Annotated in this window: 21 protein-coding genes and 3 pseudogenes; 20 read left to right on the top strand and 4 right to left on the bottom strand. The window is 69.0% G+C overall.

All coding sequences use genetic code 11. From position 1 onward, the window contains the following. Window positions 1-186: 186 nt before the first annotated feature. Window positions 187-876 (bottom strand): TetR/AcrR family transcriptional regulator, encoded by a 690-nt coding sequence (locus tag QF034_RS00975; RefSeq protein ID WP_307173073.1) that lies wholly within the window; start codon window positions 874-876, stop codon window positions 187-189. A gap of 148 nt (window positions 877-1,024) precedes the next feature. Between QF034_RS00975 and QF034_RS00980 the strand changes: the two genes are divergently transcribed. The 9 genes and pseudogenes from QF034_RS00980 to QF034_RS01020 form a co-directional block, all read left to right on the top strand. Beyond that, window positions 1,025-1,687 (top strand): antibiotic biosynthesis monooxygenase, encoded by a 663-nt coding sequence (locus QF034_RS00980; RefSeq protein ID WP_307179765.1) that lies wholly within the window; start codon window positions 1,025-1,027, stop codon window positions 1,685-1,687. Window positions 1,688-1,775: 88 nt separating this feature from the next. Next, a complete protein-coding gene (locus QF034_RS00985; RefSeq protein ID WP_307173074.1) occupies window positions 1,776-2,150 on the top strand; it encodes a Ku protein in 375 nt (124 codons plus the stop codon). Window positions 2,151-2,226: 76 nt separating this feature from the next. Further along, on the top strand, window positions 2,227-2,805 hold the full coding sequence (locus QF034_RS00990) for a Ku family protein (protein ID WP_307173075.1): 579 nt from the start codon (window positions 2,227-2,229) through the stop codon (window positions 2,803-2,805). Window positions 2,806-3,059: 254 nt separating this feature from the next. Then, window positions 3,060-3,875 carry an oxidoreductase gene (locus QF034_RS00995; protein ID WP_307173076.1) on the top strand — a complete coding sequence of 272 codons (816 nt, stop codon included), beginning with the start codon at window positions 3,060-3,062 and terminating at the stop codon, window positions 3,873-3,875. A gap of 175 nt (window positions 3,876-4,050) precedes the next feature. Beyond that, complete coding sequence (locus QF034_RS01000; RefSeq protein ID WP_307179766.1) at window positions 4,051-4,641, top strand: TetR/AcrR family transcriptional regulator; 591 nt, start codon at window positions 4,051-4,053, stop codon at window positions 4,639-4,641. 207 nt (window positions 4,642-4,848) lie between these two features. Continuing rightward, window positions 4,849-5,766 carry an alpha/beta hydrolase gene (locus QF034_RS01005; protein WP_307173077.1) on the top strand — a complete coding sequence of 306 codons (918 nt, stop codon included), beginning with the start codon at window positions 4,849-4,851 and terminating at the stop codon, window positions 5,764-5,766. Window positions 5,767-6,027: 261 nt separating this feature from the next. Further along, window positions 6,028-6,948, top strand: a complete 921-nt coding sequence (locus QF034_RS01010) for an alpha/beta hydrolase (RefSeq protein WP_307173078.1) — start codon at window positions 6,028-6,030, stop codon at window positions 6,946-6,948. Between the two features lie 862 nt (window positions 6,949-7,810). Continuing rightward, window positions 7,811-8,248, top strand: a complete 438-nt coding sequence (locus QF034_RS01015; protein ID WP_307173079.1) for a cupin domain-containing protein — start codon at window positions 7,811-7,813, stop codon at window positions 8,246-8,248. A 202-nt stretch (window positions 8,249-8,450) separates the two neighbouring features. Then, window positions 8,451-8,697 (top strand): annotated as a pseudogene (locus QF034_RS01020) (transposase); the annotation flags it as partial. An 11-nt stretch (window positions 8,698-8,708) separates the two neighbouring features. Here QF034_RS01020 and QF034_RS01025 read toward each other — a convergent pair. Beyond that, the gene (locus QF034_RS01025; protein WP_307173080.1) at window positions 8,709-9,236 is read right to left on the bottom strand and encodes a hypothetical protein; all 528 of its coding nucleotides are present in this window, start codon (window positions 9,234-9,236) and stop codon (window positions 8,709-8,711) included. A 260-nt stretch (window positions 9,237-9,496) separates the two neighbouring features. Between QF034_RS01025 and QF034_RS01030 the strand changes: the two are divergent. The 5 genes and pseudogenes from QF034_RS01030 to QF034_RS01050 all read left to right on the top strand — a co-directional run. Continuing rightward, window positions 9,497-9,826 (top strand): annotated as a pseudogene (locus QF034_RS01030) (ATP-binding protein); the annotation flags it as partial. 83 nt (window positions 9,827-9,909) lie between these two features. Then, window positions 9,910-10,278 carry a hypothetical protein gene (locus tag QF034_RS01035; RefSeq protein WP_307173082.1) on the top strand — a complete coding sequence of 123 codons (369 nt, stop codon included), beginning with the start codon at window positions 9,910-9,912 and terminating at the stop codon, window positions 10,276-10,278. Between the two features lie 413 nt (window positions 10,279-10,691). Beyond that, complete coding sequence (locus QF034_RS01040) at window positions 10,692-10,868, top strand: hypothetical protein (RefSeq protein ID WP_307173083.1); 177 nt, start codon at window positions 10,692-10,694, stop codon at window positions 10,866-10,868. Window positions 10,869-11,022: 154 nt separating this feature from the next. Further along, window positions 11,023-12,288 carry a glutamine synthetase family protein gene (locus tag QF034_RS01045; RefSeq protein ID WP_307179767.1) on the top strand — a complete coding sequence of 422 codons (1,266 nt, stop codon included), beginning with the start codon at window positions 11,023-11,025 and terminating at the stop codon, window positions 12,286-12,288. A gap of 404 nt (window positions 12,289-12,692) precedes the next feature. Continuing rightward, window positions 12,693-13,355 (top strand): hypothetical protein, encoded by a 663-nt coding sequence (locus QF034_RS01050; RefSeq protein ID WP_307173084.1) that lies wholly within the window; start codon window positions 12,693-12,695, stop codon window positions 13,353-13,355. 4 nt (window positions 13,356-13,359) lie between these two features. Here QF034_RS01050 and QF034_RS01055 read toward each other — a convergent pair. Together QF034_RS01055 and QF034_RS01060 are read right to left on the bottom strand one after the other, a co-directional pair. Next, window positions 13,360-13,731 (bottom strand): annotated as a pseudogene (locus QF034_RS01055) (MBL fold metallo-hydrolase); the annotation flags it as partial. Window positions 13,732-13,765: 34 nt separating this feature from the next. After that, the gene (locus QF034_RS01060; RefSeq protein WP_307173085.1) at window positions 13,766-14,662 is read right to left on the bottom strand and encodes a LysR family transcriptional regulator; all 897 of its coding nucleotides are present in this window, start codon (window positions 14,660-14,662) and stop codon (window positions 13,766-13,768) included. Between the two features lie 92 nt (window positions 14,663-14,754). Here QF034_RS01060 and QF034_RS01065 point away from each other — a divergent pair, with 92 nt between their 5' ends. From QF034_RS01065 to QF034_RS01095, 6 genes are all read left to right on the top strand, one after another. Next, on the top strand, window positions 14,755-15,222 hold the full coding sequence (locus tag QF034_RS01065; protein ID WP_307173086.1) for a hypothetical protein: 468 nt from the start codon (window positions 14,755-14,757) through the stop codon (window positions 15,220-15,222). Next, window positions 15,215-16,849 carry a multicopper oxidase family protein gene (locus QF034_RS01070; RefSeq protein WP_307173087.1) on the top strand — a complete coding sequence of 545 codons (1,635 nt, stop codon included), beginning with the start codon at window positions 15,215-15,217 and terminating at the stop codon, window positions 16,847-16,849. The genes QF034_RS01065 and QF034_RS01070 overlap by 8 nt, the downstream gene beginning before the upstream one ends. A 591-nt stretch (window positions 16,850-17,440) precedes the next feature. Continuing rightward, window positions 17,441-19,159 (top strand): thiamine pyrophosphate-binding protein, encoded by a 1,719-nt coding sequence (locus tag QF034_RS01080; protein WP_307173089.1) that lies wholly within the window; start codon window positions 17,441-17,443, stop codon window positions 19,157-19,159. A gap of 2 nt (window positions 19,160-19,161) precedes the next feature. Next, window positions 19,162-20,355: a CaiB/BaiF CoA transferase family protein gene (locus QF034_RS01085; RefSeq protein ID WP_307173090.1), complete on the top strand. Its 1,194-nt coding sequence runs from the start codon at window positions 19,162-19,164 to the stop codon at window positions 20,353-20,355. After that, complete coding sequence (locus QF034_RS01090) at window positions 20,356-21,234, top strand: cyclase family protein (RefSeq protein ID WP_307173091.1); 879 nt, start codon at window positions 20,356-20,358, stop codon at window positions 21,232-21,234. Between the two features lie 34 nt (window positions 21,235-21,268). Beyond that, on the top strand, window positions 21,269-22,459 hold the full coding sequence (locus QF034_RS01095; protein ID WP_307173092.1) for a sugar ABC transporter substrate-binding protein: 1,191 nt from the start codon (window positions 21,269-21,271) through the stop codon (window positions 22,457-22,459).

Below are 22,459 nucleotides of genomic sequence, written 5' to 3' on the forward strand. Positions count from 1 at the left end.
CACGCACGCTATGCGGATGCGCCCAGGAACTCACGCCCATCCTGCGCGGCTTCGACCATGGCGCCGACTCCTCAAGTGACGACTCCTGACCCCGGGCGCCGCCGCAGACTGGAAGCGGCCCGCAGCGCGAACCGTGAGCTGGCCCGGGGCCTTGACCAGCGCGGATGACTACCTGATGGGTCACCGTTACTGCGGCGCTGGGGCGGAGTGCAGATCCAGGGCAAGGCTCGCCGGGATGGCGTCGAAGGCTTGTTCAACGCGGCGGGCCAGGGTCTTCCTGCCGCCGTGGCCGCGGCGCTTGTCATAGCCGTCAGGGCCGCGGCCGGCGACCCAGTTGCGGGCGCCGCAGCGCCAAGCACTGAGGGCGAACTCGCCGAGGAGACGCAGCCGTACGTCCTCACGGCTGTCGGTGCCGAGGCGTTCTTCGAGGATCTCCACCAGGCGCTGCTGGACCTTCATGGAGGACACCAGGCTGTGGTCGTGCAGGACAGGGGTGCCAGCGGCGAGGCGGCGGGTGCGCAGGAAGCGTTGGTCCCATTCGTCGGGCATGGACAAGAGGGCCGCGGTCAGCGAGGTGCGCAGCGCGTCAAGTGCCGGCCCGGGGGCGGTGTGCGCTTCGAAGTGGGCGGGGTAGGCGTCCCAGAGTTCGCCCTCGGCGGCCATGGCGACGTCTTCCTTGGTGCCGTAATAGCGGAAGAAGGTGCTGCGGCCGATCTCGGCGTGGGCGGTCAGTTCTTCGAGGGTGACGCGGTCGAAGCCACGCTCGCTGAACAAGGTCAGCGCGGAGTCGGCGAGAGCGCGGCGGGTGCGCTGCTTCTTGCGTTCACGCAACGGCAAGGCGCTGTCGTCGTCGGGGGCGGGGGCGTCGGTGGCCACGAGGCCAGATTACCGATGCGGGACCCGGGCCTGAATGGCACTGGAGTCATTTCGGCACCCATGACAGGCTCGGACTCAGTCTCACTTTCTGAGTGTGGGCCGGGCTCAGCCCTGCCCGCCCGTTCGACGTGTGGGGAGAGCTGTCGTGATGCTCCGTACCGAAACTCCGCCCGAGATCACCCGCGCCGATGCGCACACGGTGGTGATCACCCTGCGGCACGCAGGCGGCGCCGCGCGCCAGCAGGCCCTGGCCGAGGCAGCGGCTGCCGGCCGGGAGCAGGAGCCTTGGCCGGGTGGGCTGTTGAGCTGGTCGTTATTCGCAAGTACCGACGGGCAGGCGTTGATGGCGTACGAGCAGTGGGTCGACGATGCATCCCTCGATGCGGCTCTGGCCTCACCGGCGCCGTACGTGCCGGGGATCGTGGGCACTGAGCCGTCCGCGCCGGTCCGCTACCGCGTGCACCGCTCCCATGTGGGCGTGGCCGGGCAGGCTGAGGTCGGGTGTGTGGTCACCCCGGTGTTCGATGTGGATGGACCGGAGCGGCAGCGGCACTTCATCGACGAGGTGTTCACGATGATCAAGGACGTGCCGCCGATGCCTGGTTCGATCGCCGCGCACTTTCACACCAGCACCGATGGCACCCGGGTCTTCAACTATGCGGAGTGGACGGATGAGCAGGCCCACATCGACGCCGTTACTGCCGACGACCCGCAGCGCATCCGGAGCCGCATCACCGGTGAGATCGAGGGTGTGCGGCCGTGCGGATACCGCCGCTGGCACCTGCGCACCGCCCTGACCACGGCACCGTGATGTCCGCTGACGCCGCGACGTCGAAGGGCACTCCGGGTGCGGGGCGGGGCTCGCTTACGGTGCTGCTGCTTGCCTCCAGCTGGGGGTGATGGGCGGCGCCACCATCGCCTGCGGCCACACGGTCCACTTCCACCAGCTCCAGCGCGGCACCTCCGACCGGATCCGTAACCGGCGGGTGAACGAGCGCGCCGGCAAGGAAGTCGCCGGCGAGGACATCGTCAAGGGATTCGAGGTGGGCGAGGGTAAGTACGTGATCGTGGATCCGGACGAGCTGGACCAGATCGCGCCGGGCCGCTCCCAGACCATCGAGGTCTCCGACTTCGTCGGCCTGGAGGAGATCGAGCCGGTCCACTTCGACCGCACCTACGACCTCGCCCGTGCGGCCAGGAGTACACCAAGGTCCACGAGCTGCTGCGGGCGGCGCCGGCCCGGGCGAACATGGCCGGCATCGCCACGTTCGTGATGCGCGGCAAGCAATATCTGACCGCGTTGCGCGCCGAGGACAACGTCCTGGTGCTCCAGACCCTCGGGCTGACGAGGTGCGCGATCCGGGCCAGGAGCTGCCCGAGCTGCCCTCGGGACGTGCGGGCAAGGGCAAGGAGCTGGATATGGCGCTCCAGCTGATCGACTCCCTCAGCGGGCCGTGGGAGCCGTCCCGCCACCACGACACCTATCAGGAGAAGGTGCGGGAGCTGGTGACGGCGAAGGCCGAGGGCCAGGAGATCGCCGTGGCCGAAGAGCCGCCTCAGGCGACCAACGTGGTCGACCTGATACAGGTGCTGCAGGGCAGCATCGACGCCGCCCGCGGCGGCCGCACCGGCGGCGAGCCACGGCAGACGAAGACAGGCCACGCCCGCAAGACGGCCCGGAAGCCCGCCGGGAAGGGCGCGAAGAAGACCGTCGCCCAGAAGGCGCCGCCGAAGACGGCCCGCGCACCGTCCGCATCCGGCAGCCGGCGCGGCACGGGCAAGAGCGAGCTGCGGCAGCTGAGCAAGGCGGAGCTGTACGAGCGGGCCACCACCGAGCAGGACCTCCCCGGCCGGTCGAAGATGCCCCGCGAGGAACTCATCGATGCCCTCGCCCGCGCCGGACGCCGCCGGAAGAAGAGCGCCGCCTGACCCTGCACCGTGCCGCACGCCATGTCGTGGCCACTGCAGGAGCCGATGCCGAGCTCCCCCGTGCCCGATCTCCGTCTGCGCCGGCTCGTCGTCCGCTCGTGGCCTTTCCCGTACTGCACCCCATGTTTCCCGGATCTTTCTCGAATCGCCGGACGACCACTTGCCATCGACCGGCGACCTCCGTATGTTCGTACGAACATAAGACATACGAACGTAAGACATACGGACGTACTTCAAATCCAAGGGAGCTCGCGATGGCGGCAACTCGGCCGGTGGCACTAGTGACAGGTGCCTCATCCGGAATCGGCAAGGAGACGGCCCGCGCCTTCGCCACGGCGGGCTTCGAGGTGATCGGAACCGCTCGCAACACCGCGCGAGTCACCGCGCCCACCGGGGTGACCTACCTCGACCTCGACGTCACCAGCGACGAATCGGTCGCCTCCGTGGTCAAGCAGGTGATCGACCGGTTCGGGCGCATCGACGTCCTGGTCAACAATGCCGGCGTCGGCGCCAACGGCGCCGCCGAGGAGTTCTCCGTCGCCCGGACGCAGGAGGTCTTCGACGTCAACGTCTACGGCATCATGCGGATGACCAAGGCGGTTCTGCCGCACATGCGCACGCAACGGCGCGGACGCGTCATCAACGTCTCCTCCCTCAGCGGGTTCGTCCCCAGCCCGTTCATGGCCATCTACACCTCGACCAAGCACGCGGTCGAGGGCTACTCCGGGTCGCTGGACCACGAAGTCCGCGAGCACGGCGTCCGGATCCTGCTCGTCGAGCCCGGGCCGATCAACACCCCGTTCGGGGACCACAGCGTGCAGGGCGACACCCCATTGCCGCTCTACACGTCGGGACGGCGCACCTTCGACGAGGTGCTGGCGAAAAACACAGCCGGCGGCGACGATCCCTCCGTCGTGGCCAAGGTGATCGTCGCGGCGGCCACCGACCGGAACCCGAAACTGCGGCGCACCGCCGGCTCGACGGCCGCAAGCATCAGCTTGTTCCACCGCGTCCTTCCGGCCCGGATCTTCGACCGCATCGTCCGCAGGTTCAACCGGATGCCGAACTGACGCTCACCTTTCGCGTGCCCGAACCCGTCCGAAACCGACGGCGGGGTCCCCGCGCCCCACGACCCCAAACTGCAGACCGCCAGGATCAGCTTCCCCGCTCTTCTTGCAGGCGCGGCCCGCTGACCTGGCCAGGGTGGCAGCCGCGGCGCAAGCCCCGGCTCCCATGGAGGAACACATCGTGCGGTACACGAAAGAACACAAGCAGGAGACACGGCAGCGGATCATTGCGACGGCCGGCCGCCGGCTCAAGCGCGATGGCATCGACGGCTCCGGAGTCGCCACGCTTATGAAGGACGCGGGCCTGACCAACGGCACCTTGTACGCCTACTTCGAGTCCAAGGACGAACTCGTCGCCACCGCGGTCGCCGATCAGATGCGCGCACAGCACGCGAACATCGTCACCCAGGCGGCGCCCGGCCGTGCCGGACTCGAGCAGATCGTGCGCTGGTACTTCTCCCCCGAGCAGCGCGACAGCATCGAGGACGGCTGCCCCAACGCCGCCCTGCTCGACGAGATCGCACGCTCCACGGATCCCACCAGGCAGGCGTACACCGACGGCGCGCTGGTCCTCGTCGACGACTTCGCCGCCCGCCTGGCGCCCCACGATCCGTCGTCGGCGCGTCTGAAAGCACTTGGCCTGCTCGGCATGCTGGCCGGGACGCTGCAACTCTCTCGTGCCCTGACCGACCGGCAGCTCGCCGACCAACTCCTCGAACAGGGCATCCGCAACGCCCTCGCCCTGCTGGATGCCGAGCAGCACAAGTGAGACGCCATCCGCGTACTGATCAGAAGCGGTCCGGTCGAACAAGGTCGGCGGCTCCCCCGACAACCGCATCCGCTTCGCCGTCGAGGTCGCCACCGCCCTGGCAGACGAGATCGGCCACACCGACTACCCCACCCTCACCGCCTGACAAACCCCAGCGACACCGGCCCTGGCAGGCCGGTATGCCAAATAGCCCCATGGAGGTACCACATGTCTGAGCACGCTGCTGTTGAACTGAGCCCGGAGGCGATCCGATTCGCGGAATGGCTGGCCACGGGGGCGAATCCCCCGTCCGAGCTGGATGCCGCGCGCATCCAGGCGGAGCAAGTCCATCTCGCGGCCCGGGAGCCGGAAGGCGTCATCTACCGGGAGGTGGACGCGGGTGGTGTGCTGGGCATCTGGTGCGAACCCGTCGACGCCAACACCGACTACGTCCTCCTGCACGGTCACGCCGGGGGCTCCGTTCTGTCGTCGGCGTTCGTCGACCGAAAGCTCGCCGGCCATATCGCCAAGGCCGCAGGGGCGCCCGTACTGGTGCTGGACTTCCGGCGAGCGCCGGAACACAAGTACCCGGCCCAGGTCGACGACGCGGAGGCGGCCTTCAACTGGCTGCTGTCCGAAGGGTATGCGCCGGGAAACATCATCACGATCGGCCACTCGATCGGCGGGTTCATCGCCGTCGCCCTGGCGCTTCGCCTCCGTGACAAGAAGCAGCCGCTGCCCGGCGCCATCGTGTCGATCTCCCCCTGGTGCGACCTCGAGATCGCCAACGAGACCATCGCGGCCAACGCCGGGACGGACAAGATACTCAGCAAGGAACTGCTGGAGTTCTTCCGGGAGTCCTGGATCGGCGGCACGGGCATCGAGTTCACAGACGTCCGGATCAATCTGAACCGGGCGGACCTGAGCGGCCTGCCCCCGACCCTCGTCTCCTGGGGAACGTACGAGGTCCTGGCCGGCGAGGACGAGGAGTTCGCCGCCCGCGTCAAGGACGCCGGAATCGACACGACGACCGTCGTGGTCCCCGGCGGCCAGCACTCGTACGTCTACGGCGCCGGCCGCATTCCGGAGACCGACGCCGCCATCGCACGGATCGGCGCCTGGGTCCGGGAGAAGACCAAGATCTGAGCGAGCGGTCCGGGTGCGGCAGTCGGAACAGTCGCGAGCCTGCCGGGTCGGGACGGGGGGGAACGGACGCGAACATGGCCTGCGGTGGCGCGCAGGTCCGCTCCGGTCCGCGAGAGTCTCACGCAGTTGCGCGCCGGCCTTCCATCCGTCGGTCGCACCGGCTTCACAACCGTCCCCACTCCCCACTCTCGACGCCGACCGCCCGCCGGGTGGCCAGACGATTCCTTACACCCCTCGATGAGGGGAAAGAACGAGGACCCGATGAGTACCTTCCACCCCGATCTCAAACGAGGTCGCTTCATCCCCAATGTTTCCTACGGGCGTCTGTCGTCGCGCATCGTGCGGAGCGTGAAGTGGCGCTCGACCGATCCAGGGCCGGACGTCACGGTTCAGGAGATAGTCGTTCCTGGGCCGAAGGACGCACCGCCCGTCTCGCTTCGCGTCTTCCAGCCGACCGGCCTGAAGACAGCGGCTCCGGCGCTGCTCTGGATTCACGGAGGCGGGCTGATCTTCGGCGCACCCGAGCAGGACGACCGTACGAACATCGCCTTCGCCCGCGAGCTCGGCATCACCGTCGCCGCGGTTCGTTATCGACTGGGGCCGGACCATCCCGCGCCCGCCGCGGTCGAGGACGCCTACTCCGCGCTGCGAGGACTGGCCGAGCGCGCGAGCGACCTGCACATCGACATCGATCGCATCGCGATCGGCGGTGCCAGCGCAGGCGGCGGAATCGCCGCCGCCCTAGCGCTGCTCGCCCATGACCGGGCCGAGATCCGTCCGGCGTTTCAACTGCTCCTCTACCCCATGCTGGACGACCGCACGACGACGAGAACCGACCTGGACACCCTCAAGGTGCGCGTCTGGACGCCCAAGAGCAACCGGTACGGCTGGTCGTCCTACCTCGGCGACGCGGTCGCGGGCCCCGACGTCTCCCCGTACGCGGCCGCCGCCCGCCGCGAGGATCTCACCGGTCTTCCCCCGGCCTGGATCGGCGTCGGCACCCTCGATCTCTTCCACGACGAAGACGTCGAGTACGCGCGCCGGCTCAGTGACAGCGGCGTCCCCCGCGACCTCGACGTCGTCCCCGGCGCTTTCCACGGCTTCGACCTCGTGTTTCCCAAGGCCGAGGTCTCGCGGGAGTTCTGGCACAGTCAGGCACGGGCGCTGAAGGGCGCACTGTGAGACCGACCGAAAACGAAGGCAGACGGACTCCTCACGGCGGCGACAACGGGATCGGGCGGCACGTGGTGCCCGGACGACATCTGTGGAGTCGTCGAGGTCGTCGGCGCCGGAACCACCCCGTTCAAGCCGGGTGACGAGGTCTTCGGCATGCTGCCACTGGCCTGACCGAGACCGGTCCGGCCACGGCGGTCACCCGGGCGGCCGATGGCCCGGGTGAAAGGCATGGCGCGTGACGTGGACGCTGCCGGAACCGATGCTGACCTCGCCCCTGCCCGAGTCCGAACTGCGCCCCGGCTGGGCCGCAGGCGGCGGTCGGCATGGAGGGCGTGGTCTACAAGCGGCTGGACAGCCGTTACGAGCCGTCCGTGCGCGGGTGGCGGAAGTACAAACGGGCTTGATTGCACTGAATCTCGGACCAGGAGGCCGCAGGGTCAGGGCTCGTAGGGTCCAGCGGGCTGCCGTCGTCAGGGGTGTTGTCGGCCTCTTCGGTGCGATCCTGTCCTCGGAGCTGCCGCTCTCGGGCTGTACCAACTCGTGGCCACTTCACCTTGCGGCAGCTGGTTGCACAGCTAGAGCTCGCCCTCGACCGGCAAGCGGTCACATGAAGAGTGCAAGACCAGAACACCGCCGCTTCACCAGTAAAACAGCCCCCGACTCCCACTGGTACCGCAGATGTCAGCAGGGTCAGAGGGCTACGGGCAGCGGTTCTCGGGCGTCTCGGCGAGGGCCGGGCTTGCGCCACACGGTTACTTCAATGCCGCTTTCACGGTGAAACGTCCCCAGCTGCCGTAGGTCTCGGAGAAGACGGGGAATCCACTCTTCTGACCCTACGGACGGGACGGTCGCACACGAGGAGAGTTCCATGGCGCAGCAGACCTTCGATCCCAACAGGCTGACGTTCGAGCAGGGGGTGGAGCGCATCAAGAACGCGGTCCGTGAGAGCGGATTCGACGTCGAGAGCCGCATCGTCACGTCGAGGGACCCGGGGGTCGAGAAGGCGCTCAAAATTCTCGAGGTCGACAATGTCCCGCCGGGCTTCCGCAAGTGGCAGCTTCCGGTGTACATGGCCTGTGAATCCCAGCTGTTCATCACGGTTGGCGAGCCGGGTGCCCAGGCGTCCCCGCACGCGCACAACGACGGCGCCGGCGTCCGTTTCATCGCGGGCGGGTCGATCGTCTACAACGGCCATGAGCTCACGGCCGGGGACTGGATGTACATCCCGGCGGGCATGGAGTACTCCTTCGAGGTCGGCCGTTACGGCGCGCTGATGTGTTACTGCTACTGCTGCTGCTGCGCCTGAGCAGGGGCTGATTCCGGCAGCCGTGAGCCGCGGCAGTCGGTGAGCTGGACGCGCACGCAGTGTGCTCCGGCGGCGAGGAGCACGACGGAGTAAGGTTCGGGTGTACCAACCGTCTGAAACCCAGTTCTGGTGGGACCATCCTCGCTCGCGTGCCGCCTCTTCACCCGGCCGTCGGGACCCCTGTCGGCGGGTGTCAGCACGCCACGACAAGGGTTACGGCTACCAGCACCTGCGGCGCTGGCTGTCCTCCCGCGGCATCCGGCAGCGCCTCGCCCGCAAAGGCATCGAGTCATCCCAACGACTGGGCGGCACCGCTGGATGTGGAACGGACCATGTCCTGGCTGTCCGGCTGCCGACGCCTCCACCGCCGCTACGAGCGCAAGCCGGAACACTTCCTCGCCTTCACCGCCATCGGCACGGCCCTCATATGCCACCGCCGGCTCACCAACGCAATGACGGCTTACAGTTGGTCCCCCCTGCTGGCTGGTTCCGGAGGATGCGGCCCGCCACCGTCCTTGATGTCCTGCTCGCAGGTTCGTCCGTCGTAGGACTGGTCATTGGGGATCAAAAGCACTCCGGCAACCTGCTCAGGGTGCTCGACGGCGAGCCAGTCGTCGCCCGTGAGGGCACCGTCCGGCCCGAACGCCTGGGATGAATAGACCGTCTGACACCCCAACGCCACGCGCTCCCTATCGACCGCGCAGGCGTCCACTGCAGGGCCGGATATCTCGTCGGCACCGTCGAAGCGGTAGCGGAAGTGGACCTGGTCACCTTCGGAGGGCGCCTGCGGGTGAGGCTCAAGGCGCCAGTCAACGACCTCGGCGGTGACGCCGAAAGGCCGCCCAGACGTGTCCTCGACCTGCACCCTGACACCCGCCTCACCGCGCTCCGCAGTCGTGTCGGTGCAGCCCCAGTGGGAAGAACAACCGGACAGGGCGAAAATCACCAAAACCACCGGAGCACCGGCAAGTATCCGTGCGGGGAACACTCAGGTGACCTCCAGTCAGGGCCGAGCGGAGCAGTGTATCCCGGGCATGGCAGCTGCGGTCGAAAGCGACGAGCGCCGGCGGCGGTCAATCCTCGCCCCCATCACCAACCCCCACCAGCCTCATCAACTCTCGCCGACTCACCAAGTGAAACAACGTCTAAAAGGTCAAACAAAGGCGTTGGACCCTGGCGGTGGGTGATCAGGCAGGTGGCGAGGCCGAGGAAGGCTTCATGGATGCCGTCGCGTCTCCCAGCGGATGCGCAGAACTCGCCGGCAGCCACGCGGACCGCACCTGGGACAAGCGCATGCGCGAATTCATCAGCCCCGACCTGCTCATCCTCGACGACTTCGCCATGCGCCAGCTGTCCGCGTCCCAGGCCGATGGCCTCTACGAACTCGTCTCCGAGCGGCAGGGCCGGTCCTTGGTCATCACCAGCAACACGGCACCCAGCGACTGGTATCCGCTCTTGCCCGACCCGGTTGTCGCCGAGTCGCTCCTGGATCGCCTGCTCAACGCCAGACACCAAGTCATCATGAACGGCCCCAGCTACCGGCCCAACAAAGAGCCGAAGGGCCCCACCGACAAGCCGGGCATGCTCGAACGGCTAGCGCGACGGTCACTGCTGTCACAGGTCCTCGCTACTCTCACCGGGTCGAGATCAAGGAGGATCGGGTGCTTGAAGGCGTGCTGATCACGGAAAGTCTGCGGGTCGGAACCGAGTTGGCCGGAGTCCCGCTGCACGTCACCAAGATTGCGAGAGTGGAGGTGAACAATACGACTGCCGAGCAGCCGCAGCAGTGGACTCTCGTGGACTTCGCTGCCGAGGAGGCCGACGCCGTGCGTCTGGCCGAGCAGCTGGCTGGCTGCCTGGCCCCGACCGGCGGCTGGTATGTCAACTACAACACAACCGCGGAGGCGTTCGTGGTCTTCGCCGGCAAGGTCTTCCGCTATCCGCGCAAGCAAGCGGAAGGCCGTCGGCAGGCGCAGGATTACGCGCGCTCCATCGGGATCCCCGAGCCGCAGCTGGACTGGCAGGACTGACCCGTCGTACCCCGCGTCACCAGCGGGGCCCGACTGCCGCTACGGCCACCACCTGCGGAATTACGTGATCGTCGACACGTCACATGCGGCGGACGGCTCCTCGCTGCTTGTTCTGCCCCTCTACGCGTTCGTCGCGGATTATCAGCCAGCACGGCAACGGGCAGGGCGGCGCTCTCAAGTTTTGGACCACCGCCCGCGCCGCGCACCACTCGCGCTGGTCATCTGCGGTGAGGCAGGCGCGAACCCGGTGTTCGAGGACGGTTCCGGCGACTTCGTGACGCTGCCTGCCGGCAGGGGGCGCGCTACCGATGAGCAGCCGGTCACCCCCTTGGCTGAGAGTGCCTCCTTCCGTCCTCTTTTCGTCCCCCGTATCTTCAGAGAACTCTGTGTCTCGCAGAACAGGGGCCCCTCCTTTGGCCCACGATGACGCCATCGTGGCCCTGCTCGGCGTCAAGGCCGAACTCGCCCGAAAGACGGGCGTGTTCGGCAACTTCGCGATCAGCTTCTCCGTCATCTGCAACCTCGCCGGCGGAATGAGCCCGACTACCAGCTCACCACCCACGCCAGCACCGCCCAGCAGGGCGGACTGAAGGAGGACGTCTGATGCACAACAGCCACCACGAACAGCGCGACGAGCAACCCACGGCACTCAGGCCCTGGCCCACTGGAGCCGTCACGCTGGGGGCGTTCAAGGAATCCGTCCGGAGTGGGGAGATCACAGCGGTGAGACTCGCCGTGCCGGACATGCAGGGCCGGCCCAAGGGCAAGATCCTCACCGCTCCCGTCTTCGTGGACCGGATGAACTCCGAAGCGGGGATGTGCGCCTACGTCCTGGCCACAGACGTCGACATGACCCCGCTCGATGGCTTCGCCCTCACCGGCTGGGAGCAGGGTTATGGCGACCTCGGTGTGAAGGCGGATCCGAGCAGCATCCGCCTCCTGCCCCACCAGCCCGGCACGGCCCTCATCATGGGGGACGTCTTCCACCACGACGGCCGACCCGTCGAGGTCGCTCCCCGCCACATGCTGCGCACTCAGCTGGAGCGCCTGGCCGATCTCGGCTGTCAGGTGGCGCTGGGCACGGAGGTTGAATTCGTGCTGTACCAGGGCACTGGCCAGGAGGCGCACAGGTCGGCATACCGTGGTCTGCGCCCGGCCTGGTCTGGCGACCTCGACTACGCCCTCAGCCATCCCCCGGAAGTCGCTGACTTCTTCCAGCGCCTCCACGATGCCCTGCGGGAAGCGGGCGTTCCCGTCGAGGCGATCAAGACCGAGGGTGCGGCAGGCCAGGTCGAAGTGACCTTCGCCTATGGCGAGGCGATGTCGGCGTGCGACGCCTACACCGCCTTCCGGCTCATCGTGCCGGACCTCGCTCAGCGGGGCGGTATGACTCCGACGTTCATGGCGGCGCCCGCGACCGGCATTGGCAGCGGCCTGCACTTGCACCTGTCGCTGTGGTCCGCCAGCGGCAACGAGTTCGCCTACCACGGGAGCGGGGACCTGCCTCCGGTGTTGGAACGGGCCATTGCCGGCCTGGTGTCCGGCATGCCACACCTGGCTCCGCTGTATGCCCCCACCCCCAACGCCTACAAGCGGTACGCTCCGCACACCTTCGCCCCGACCAGCTATACCTGGGGCTTCGACAACCGCACCTGCGCCATTCGCGTCACCGGTGTCGGCGAGAGCGCCCACCTCGAAGTCCGCCTGCCGGGCGCCGACGCCAATCTCTACCTCGCCCTCACTGCCGCCTGCGCCGCGATCATCCACGGTATCCAGGACCACCCCGAGCTTCCGGCGCCCTGTGGCGGTGACGCCTACACGGCAAGCGACGCCGCCCCCGTGCCAGCCGACCTCACGGAAGCCATGGACAGCTTCATCGGCAGCAAGGTCGTGTACGACGCACTCGGGGAAACGGTCATGAACCACTACGCCCGCGCGGCCCAGGCCGAACTCGCCTGGCACCGCAGGCAGGTCTCCGACGTTGAGCGCGAGCGGGGTTTCCGTGCTTGATCTTCCCCTTCGCCCACAGAGATCCAACAGGTGAGCTCAGCAAGTCGAGCCACGTGGCCCGGCCCGGCCCCACCCGCCTGACCCAGGCAGTCCCCTCTTCACTCGCCTACTGCGACCACAGCAGGAAACCGTGCCGACGGAAACGATCGAACTCATCGCCTACGTGGTCGTCGGCCTCGACCTCCGGCAGGCGGAGCCCACGACCAGCCCAAACCGGCACCGGCTCCTACCGCCTCGCCATCACCCAAGCCCGGGCCGCTGTCCAGGACACCACAGGCTAGGTGATCGATTGACGTCGCAGTCGTCGCAGCACGGAACAGCCGTCGGCTGCTGGAGTCGAGTACCCATGTGGGTAAGTACGCGTACTCAAGCAGGGCGAGCGGTGGTGACCCGAGACTCTGCATATGACCCACATCCGTGCCTCCATCAGCGCATTCGCCCATCACCGTCGCGGCCTCGCGGCTGCCGCTCTCGCCTGTCTGGCACTCACCGGCTGCGGAAGTGAGGTGAAGGGCAGTGGCCCACAGGATGAGCCGGTCACCAGCGTCGCCTCTAAGGCGAGACCCACACAGCCATCCCCCGAGCAGGAGGCGTTCGCGGCGATGCTGGATATGTACGCGCAGGCGTGTCCCCCGTCCGACGGGGTCCCGCCGGCACCGCCCGGAAAGTCGACCAGTCCGGAACCGGTGCGGAGTCTCGCCCCTGGGGAAACGCCCCCAACTGACCCGATCGAGCCCGGCCCTCCCACAGGGCCTGCGGCCGAGTTGGACCGGCACGATTCGTGCACGAGCGTCCACCACGAACAGCGCATCATCGAGGCGCTGCAAAAGGTCGTGGAGCCCACCCCCGCCAAGGTCCGGAAGACCCTGAACAGCCTCGGTTACATCGACGAACGCATTCACGGCCTCAAGCAGGACGGCGAGACCACGCGCTTCTACCTCGACCTGCGCGAGAATGGCGGCCAGCTGTGCGAGGCGGGTCTGGCGGCGGGCGAGACAACGGAAGTCACCCCGTGTGTAGCCCCCGCCACCGGACCGTTCACCGTCAGGACAGAAGAGCGCCCATAACCGGGAGTAGGTGTTCGGCGTTCGGGAAATAGGGGCGGCGGTCGCTGGTCGCGCCGCCAGTCGGAGCGTTGCCGTCCACCGCGCTGCCCGCTGATGGGACGGCCGCCTCGGTGACGACCGCCCACCCGACGTGGTCGGTGTGCAGATGTGTGAGCACCACGGTGTCGACTTCGGCCGGGCCGATGCCCGCGGCGGCGAGCGACTCGGGGAGCACACCCTGCACCGGCGCCCACGAGGCGGCCGGGCTGTCCGCCGGAGCGATCCCGGCGTCCACGACGGTGAGGCCTTTGTCGCCGCGGATCGCGTACGCGCGGAACTCAAGCCGCCAGCGGCCCTCGGCGTCGACCGCGCCCGAATCGTATCGGTCGGCCCCGGCTCACTAGGCTTGGACGACGGGGTCGGCCGGTGGGTCATCGGTGCTGCCGGCCGCCTGTGGTGTTCCAGGGCCAGGTGACCAGGGTGGTGCGCATCAGCCGAGTAGCGGTCGAGAGACGGCTGTCGGCGGCCCGGTGCAGGGTGAGGGTGCGGCGGCAGGCGGGGTCGTCGATGCCGATCCAGGCGCCTGGTGCGCTGATTTCGGCACCACGGGCCATGGCTGGGATGAGGGTGAGGCCTATGCCGGCGCTGACCAGGCCCGCGAGGGCGGCCGGCTCGTCGCCCTCGCAGACGATCCGCGGGGTCAGATTCCGGTCGGCGAAGAGCCGGTCGAGCAGGCGGCGCTGCCAGTGGCCGGGCCGTGAGATCACAAACGGCTCCTCGCGCAGTTCCTCGACACTGACCAAGGAGCGGGAGGCGAGCCGGTGGTCGGGCGGCGCGGCCAGCCAGACCGGCTCGTCGTGCAGGTGGACGCTGTCCAGTCCGTCGCCCGGGATCGGCTGGGAGGCGACGCACAGGTCGACCTCGCGGGCGTGCAGGGCGCGGTGCATGTCCGCGGCGGGCATCTGGTGGAGTTCGACGTCGATATCGGGGTGGGCGTCTTTGTAGGCGGCCAGGGGGCCGGTGATCGTCAAGAACGTCTCCGAGGCCAGCCGTACGCCGCCGACGCCGCCGCGGGCCGCCTCGGCGACAGCCCGGCGTCCCGCTTCCAGCTCCCCGAGGGAGCGCTCGACGTGCTCGCGGAAGAGCCGCCCCGACTCATTGAGCCGCAGACGACCGGCCCGGTCGAACAGCGGCGCGCCGAGTTCGGACTCCAGCCGTGCGATGGTGCGGCTCAACGACGGCTGAGCGACACGCAGTTCCCTGGCCGCCCGGCTGAGGTGCTCCAGCCGTGCGACCACGAGGAACTGCTGGAGCGCATGCAGATCCATCGCCGCTCTCTCCTCTCATAGCACCGATCGCATAACAGGATAGCCATATTGATCTTTGACGTGATGCCGTATCGCGCATGACTGTGGATGGCGTGACCACCACATATGAAAGACCATCAACAAGCTTGCGACGCTCGGGCCTTACGGGTCTGCTGTTCCGGGCGGCGGTGACCGTGCACACCGTTGCGGCCTTCGGGCAGCCGGTCTTCGCAGGCGTCTATCTCACTGGGGAGATCGGCGGCCTTGACTGGCACGCCCGCGGCGCCGACGTCGTGTTCTCCCTCGGACTGCTGCAAGCCGCCGTCGGCGCCGCGGCCTGGGCGCGGATGCGCCGCTGGTGGCCGCTAGCCGTATCGGTGCTGATCGTGGCGACCGAGACGGGGCAGTACATGGCGGGGTTGTCCGGTCTGCTGTGGGTGCACCTCCCTCTGGGTGTGATGATCATCGCCGCGTTGGCCGTGTTGTCCGCCGCGGTCTGGGTGCGGCCGCTGCCGAACCGCGCCGTGGCAAGGCGGGCCGGAGATGTGGGTGGGCCGCGGCGGGAGGAGACCCATGTCTGAGCGACCGGGACTCATCCGTGACGACGGCTGGAGCAGCACGGAGTGGCCCCGTCGGCGCGTGTTCGGACTCGGCGGTGCACTGGTGTTGGCCACGGCGGGCGGACTCGCGCTGTCCGGGGCGATGGCCCACCGTCCGGCGAGCACCGGAAACCAGCTGCGCAGCGCCGTGCCGCTGCCCGAGCCGTACACCGTGCCGCTGCCGATCCCGCCCGTCCTCGAACCGTCCGGCACCTCCAAGGGCTCCGACCGGTACGACATCACCCAGCGTCAGGTGTCCGCGGAGATCCTGCCCGGGATCCGAACGGGGCTGTGGACGTACGACGGCACCTTCCCCGGGCCTACGATCGAGTCTCGCCGCGGACGACCCGTCACCGTGGCGCACCGTAATGAGTTGCCCGTGCCGACCGTGGTGCATCTGCACGGCGGGCGCACCCCCGCCGCCTCCGACGGCTACCCCACCGACCTCGTCCTCCCCCAGAGCTGGCCCGCCCCCACAGCGCACCACGACCAGCACGACGACGGCGCACACGCCATGCCCGACCCCCGCGCGGTCATCAGCCGGATCACGCGTGAGTACACCTTCCCGATGGACCAGCGCGCGGCGATGCTCTGGTACCACGACCACCGCATGGACTTCACCGCCCCGGCGATCTGGCGCGGCCTGGCCGGGATGCACATCATCCGTGACGACACCGAGGACGCCCTCGATCTGCCCCGCGGTGAACGCGAACTGCCGCTGATGATCGCTGACCGGTCGTTCGCCTCCGACGGCTCCCTGGCCTACCCGTCCCTCGACCCCGCACTGCGCGAGCGGCCCGGCGTGAGGGCGCCCTACGCGGCCGGCGTGCTCGGCGACGTGATTCTGGTCAACGGCGCCCCGTGGCCGATCCACGAGGTGGTCACATCCCGGTACCGGCTGCGGCTGCTCAACGCCTCCAACGCCCGCCACTACGAGCTCCAGGCCGTCACCGACGACGGACGCCGACTGGATCTGGTGCAGATCGGCGCCGATCAGGGCCTGCTTGCCGCTCCCGTCACCCACACCACCGTGCCGATCGCACCGGCGGAACGCTACGACGTGGTCGTCGACTTCGCGGGTCTGCCGGCCGGCAGCCGGGTGCGCCTGATCAACCGGCTCGGCACCGGACGCACCCGCGAGGTGATGGCCTTCCGTATCGCGCGCCGCGCCCGGGAATCCACCCACATCCCCGCACGACTCGCCGACGACCTGCCCACCTGGCGGCGCTCCGAGGCAACCGCGGTCCGGGACTTCGTCTTCCGCGCCGGACAGATGCAGCATGGCCGCGGCTGGGTCATCGGCGGGCGAGCCTTCGATCCCGCGCGCACCGACATCCGCACCCGGCTCGGGGCCGTAGAGGTGTGGCGCTTCGTCGCCGACGTCCACCACCCCGTCCACCTCCACCTGGTCGGATTCCGGGTGCTGTCCCGCGGCGGGCGCGCGCCCCTGCCGCACGATGCCGGACTGAAGGACACCATCTCGCTGCGACCGGGCGAATCAGCGGAGATCATCACCCGCTTCGACGGCTACCGCGGCCGCTACCTCTTCCACTGCCACAACGCGGAACACGAGGACATGGGCATGATGGCCAACATCGAAATAACCTGATGCGTCTTCAGGGTGGACCTGGACCTGGACCCGGCCGAGTGGTTCCCACCGTTCACCGGCGGTCACACCGATCAGGCCGCCGGTGACCGCCTGCGGGACTGGTACCACGAGCGTGACCTGCTGCTCTGTGGCACCGAGGCCGTCGGCCTGCTCGACGATCGCGTCACCCGACGACGCCGGCTTCCAGCGCCGCCCAGACCTCGTCACCCTCCTGGGCGATGCGGTCCTGGACCAAGCGGGCACCGTCCTTTGGTGCGCAGCTGTAGGTGGGCCGCATGCTGACGGCTCCGGTGGCCTCGGCAGCCTCGAACTCCGCGCGGCCCCGCGGAAGGGAGCGGGACCGGTGCCCGCGCTGGCCATGATCACCGGCGCGGAGTCGCCCTCGGGCAGACGGAAGACCTCGTCGCAGGGCAGCACCCGGGCCTGGACCCGAGTGCCGCCACGGCGTTCGTCGACGCCCTGTTCCAGCTCGCGCGCGCTGCCCCCTCCCCGATGCCTTCTTGACATCCGTCTCTCTTGCTCGCTCAATGGAAATATCTAGACAACTAGATACATTTCTACTCCAAAAAGGGCAGAGCGAAGGTATGGGGCATGTCTCGGTCAGTCACCGGCGGACAGCTGGTCGTGAGGATGCTGGAGTCGTTGGGCATCCGGACCGTCTTCGGAGTGCCCGGCGGTCAGACGCTGGCCCTCACCGACGCGATCCTGTCGTCGCCGGTGATGGACTTCGTCACCGCACGCCATGAGAACGCCGCAGCGGTCATGGCGGACGCCTACGGCCGGCTGACCGGGACGCCCGGCGTCTGCCTCGCGACGACCGGGCCCGGTGCGACCAACCTTCTCACCGGGATCGGCGGAGCGGCGCGGGACTCCAGCCCGGTCCTTGTCCTGACCTGCAACAACGCCGGCGAGAACATCCACCGGGACGATGCGCAGAACGCCGACCACGTCGAGCTCTTCCGCTCCCTCACCAAGTACAGCCGCCTCGTGGCACACGCCGGCGCACTGCGGCAGGCCGTGGAGGAGGCCTATCTCAACGCGATGTCCGGCAACCCGGGGCCGGCCCACCTGGACTTCGCCCGGGACACGATCGAGGGGCCCGTGGCCGACGCCGACGCGGCCGTACCCGAGGGCGAGCACCCGATGTGCCGGTGGGTCACCCAGCGTCCACGCGCCGACGCCCACGCGCTGGCCGACGTCGCCACCCGGCTCGCCAAGGCCGAGCGCCCGGTGCTGTGGCTCGGCAACGGCTGCAACCGTTCCGGTGCGGGCGAGGCCGCCCTCGCCCTGGCCGAGTCACTGCGGATACCGGTGATCACGACGTTCAACGGCATCGGCACCGTCCCCACCACACACCCCCTGGTCTTCGGCGCGCTGAGCCGGATGGGCACACGGCTGTCCAGCCGTGTCATGGCCGACGCCGACCTGGTGCTCGCGGTCGGCAACAGCCTCAACGCCGTCTCGACCGGCCGGTGGCGGATGGAGTTGCCGCATGTGATCCAGATCGACGTCGACCCCGCCATGCTGGGCCGCTACTACGGCCGCCGGACGACCGGCGTCGTCGCGGACGCCCGGGCCACACTGGAGGATCTGCACGGTCTGCTGGCCGACCGGGCCGGCGAGCTGTCCGCGGCCCGCTCCTCCTGGACAGCCGAGCTGCAGCAGGCCGAGGATCTGTGGTGGCAGGAACGGGCCGCTGTGGAGGCGCCCACGGGAGCCGACGGCCTGTCGCCCGCGGAGGTCGTGCGGCGGCTGCGCACGGCCGCGCCCGACGACACCCTGCTCATCCCGGACGCGGGCAATCCGGGGGTGTGGTCGTACCTGTGGCAGATCCGGCAGCCGGGCAGCTACATCAAGCCGGTCGGTTTCGGGAACATGGGCTTCGCCGTCCCCGCCGCCGTCGCGGCCGTCGTGGCCGATCCCGGGCGCCCCGTGCTGGCCCTGGTCGGGGACGGTTCGCTCGGCATGAGTCTGGCCGAGCTGGAGACACTGGTGCGGGTCGGCGGGCGGGTCGCGGTCGTCGTCCTCAATGACTCCGGTTACGGCAACATCCGCCAGGAACAGATCGTCCACTACGGCAACCGGACCATCGGCGTGGACTTCGGACCGTCCGACTACGCCGTGGTCGCCCGCGGTCTGGGCCTGTCCGCCGAGCGGATCACCGGCCTGGAAGAGCTCGCCAAACGCGTCGGGGAGACCCTGGACGTGGGGGCCGGCCACTCCCCCGCCCTCTTCGACGTCCCCATCGACCAGAGCGTCAACGCCTGGACGTATCCCGCCTTCCGTCCCTACGAGCCGGAGGAGGGCTGATCATGACCGACGGCACCGGGGCACTCGCCGGAATCAGGGTGCTCGACCTGTCGCGGTTCATCGCCGGACCCCTGTGCTGCCAGATCCTCGGCGACATGGGCGCCGAGGTCGTCAAGATCGAGCGGCCCAGCGGCGAGGACGCCCGCAAGCACGCGCCGTTCCACCGGCAGCACAGCGTCTACACGATGGTCTACAACCGCAACAAGTACGGGGCCACCCTGGACACCCGGCGCCCCGAGGCACGGGCGCTGCTGGAGGACCTCGTACGGCGCAGCGACATCGTGGTCGAGAACTACCGCCCCGGGACCATGGAGGCGATGGGCCTGCCCTACCCGCGGCTGCAGGAGCTGCGCCCCGGCATCATCCTGGTGTCCATCTCCGGCTTCGGGCAGACCGGGCCGCTCGCGCGCCGCGCCCTCTTCGACGCCATCGCCCAGGCCACGTCGGGGCTGATGAGCCTCACCGGCCCGCCGGACGGAGAGCCCACCCTGGCCGGCACGTACATCGCCGACTACATCGCCGGATTCCACGGCGCGATGGGCGCGCTGCTCGCCCTGCTGCACCGGGACCGCACCGGGCACGGACAGCACGTCGACGTGGCGTCCCTGGACGCGCTGTTCGCCTCCCTGGGGACGCGGCCCAGCGCCTACGCCATGCTGGGTGAGCACCCCCGGCGCAACGGTTCCCGGGACCTGCTCACCGGACCCGCCAACGTCTTCCCCGCCGCCGACGGCTACGTCTACATCCACGCCGGGACCGACCCCCTCTTCCCCCGGCTGTGCCGGGCGATCGGCCGTCAGGACCTGGCGGAGAACGAGAGGTTCTCCTCCGTTCCGGGCCGCATGGCGAACATCGAGGAGCTCGAGGAAGCCGTCGCCGCCTGGACCAAGGGCCGCCCCTGTGACGAGATCGCACACGTCCTCGGGGAGGCCGGCATCCCGTTCGGGAAGGTCAGCGAGATCCCCGAGGTCGTCGAGTCCGAGCAGATCAAGGCGCGGGAGATGATGCTCGACGTCGACCATCCCGCGCTCGGCACCCTCCGGCTGCCCGGCATCCCGATCAAGATGAACGCCTCACCCGGGTCGGTCCGCAAGGCACCGCCCCTGGTGGGCGAGGACAACGACCACGTCTACGGGCGGCTGCTGGGACGGTCCGACGAGGAGATCGCCCGCCTGAAGTCCCTGGGGGTGATCTGAGTGAGCGTACTGACGCACCGCCCCACCCACCTGCGCGTCGACCCGTCCGCTCTGGCCCTGGCAGGGGAAGGCCGCGTGTTCGACCTGTCCTCCGGGTGGTGGCCCGGCATGCCGCTGGCGCCCGGTCACCCGCCGTTCCAGGTCCTCACGTTCAGGACACCGGCAGGGGAACGCGCCCAGGGTCCCCGGGGAGATCTGGAGTGGCTCGGGGACAACACCTCCCGCTTCGGCTTCATCTCCGAGATCCTCTCCTTCTGCGCGCACTCCGGCACCCACATCGACGCCCTGGCGCACATCACGTCGGGGGAGAACGACGAGTGGTACGGCGGCTACTCCGCGCGCGAACACCTCGGCGACCACGGCCCCCTCACCCACGACGCGTCGACGCTGCCACCGCTGGTGTGCAGGGCGGTGCTCGTGGACGCCCCCCGTGCGCTGGGACAGGACACCCTGCGGCCCCACCAGCCCGTGGATGCGGACCTGATCTCCCTGGCGCTGGCACGGCAGGACGTGCGGCTCAGGGAGGGCGACGTGGTGCTGCTGCGCACCGGAACCATGAAGCACTGGCCGGACACGCGGGCGATGACCGCGGTCGAAGGGGCCGGGCTGGACCTGGACGGCGCAACGCTGCTCGCCCGGCACCGGCCCGCCGCCGTCGGCAGTGACACCGCCGCCGTCGAGGTCGCCCCCTCCGGGGTCGCGGGCGAACCCCAGCCGGTGCACCGCCTGCTGATCCGCGACCTCGGCATCCCGCTCATGGAGTGGGTCTACCTCGAGGAACTCGCCGCCGCGGCGGTCCACGAGTTCCTGCTGCTGTGCCTGCCTCTTCCCATCACCGGCGCGACCGGCTCGCCCGTGCGGCCTGTCGCGATCGCCTGATCCACCATCCGTCCGTCGTAGGAGAAGCGACATCATGACCACCACACGCGGACGCCGCATTCGCCACTGCGTGCTCGCTCTTCCGGTCGCGGCGGTCCTCGCCGCGGGCAGCGCCTGCGCGGGGATCTCCTCCGCGCAGAACGACTCCGGTGCCGGTGCCGACGCCCAGAACGCCGCCGCGATGGCCGGGCCACGCTCCGACCAGTGGGACGACCTGCACAAGGCGGCAACCACCGAATCGCCCGCCAAGTACCAGGGCCCCACCCAGTCGGTCACCGCGCCCAAGAACGTGAAGGTCGCCGTCATCACCTGCCTGAGCATCCTCAGCGGCTGCGTATCGCCCGCCACGGGCGCCCAGCAGGCGGCGAAGCATCTCGGCTGGCAGGTCAGGGTCTTCGACGGCGGCGGTACGCCCGACAAGCAGAACGCCCAGATGCTCAACGCCCTCTCCTGGGGCGCCAAGATCATCCTCAACATCGCCATCGACCCCAACGCCGTCCAGGACGGGCTGAGGGCGGCGAAGCGGGCCGGCGTGCCGGTGGGCGCCGGATCCAACGGCCTCGACTCGCCCAACCCGCCCATCAAGCCGACCGGGAGCAATCTCGGTTACGCCTTCGACGTCGGCCCCGACTACGCCGCGCTCGGCAAGAAGGCCGCCCAGTGGGTGCAGGCCGACTCCAAGGGCAAGGCCAACATCGTCGTCTACTCCGACAAGGAGTTCCCGTCCGTACTGGCCCTGCAGAAGGGACTGCTGGACCAGCTGAAGAAGTGCGAGGACTGCACCGTGCAGCCACTGCGCTACTTCACGGGCAACCAGGTGGCCCAGGTGCTCCCGCAGTCGGTCGTCAGCTACCTGCGGTCGCACACTGAAGTCGACTACGTGTTCATCCCGTACGACCCGGCGGCGGCCGCGGTGGTGCCGGCGATCGCCCAGGCCGGTCTGGGCAACCGGGTCCGCCTGATCAGTGTGCTCGGCAGCCAGGAGAACCTGAACTTCGTGCGCAAGGGGCAGGTCCAGGTCGCCGACGCCGCGTACGACAACCGGTACATGGGTTACGCGATGCTCGACCAGACGTCCCGGCTGCTCACCAAGAAGCCGCTGGCGGACCCGCACGGCGAGAACCTGCCGTTCGTCGTGCTGGACAAGGACAACGTGCCCGAGGCCGGCTCCGACTGGCACGCCTCCTTCGACTACCCGAACACCTTCGACGGACTGTGGAAGTGA

The sequence above is a fragment of the Streptomyces africanus genome (genome assembly GCF_030816955.1).
Taxonomy (GTDB): Bacteria; Actinomycetota; Actinomycetes; order Streptomycetales; family Streptomycetaceae; genus Streptomyces; species Streptomyces africanus.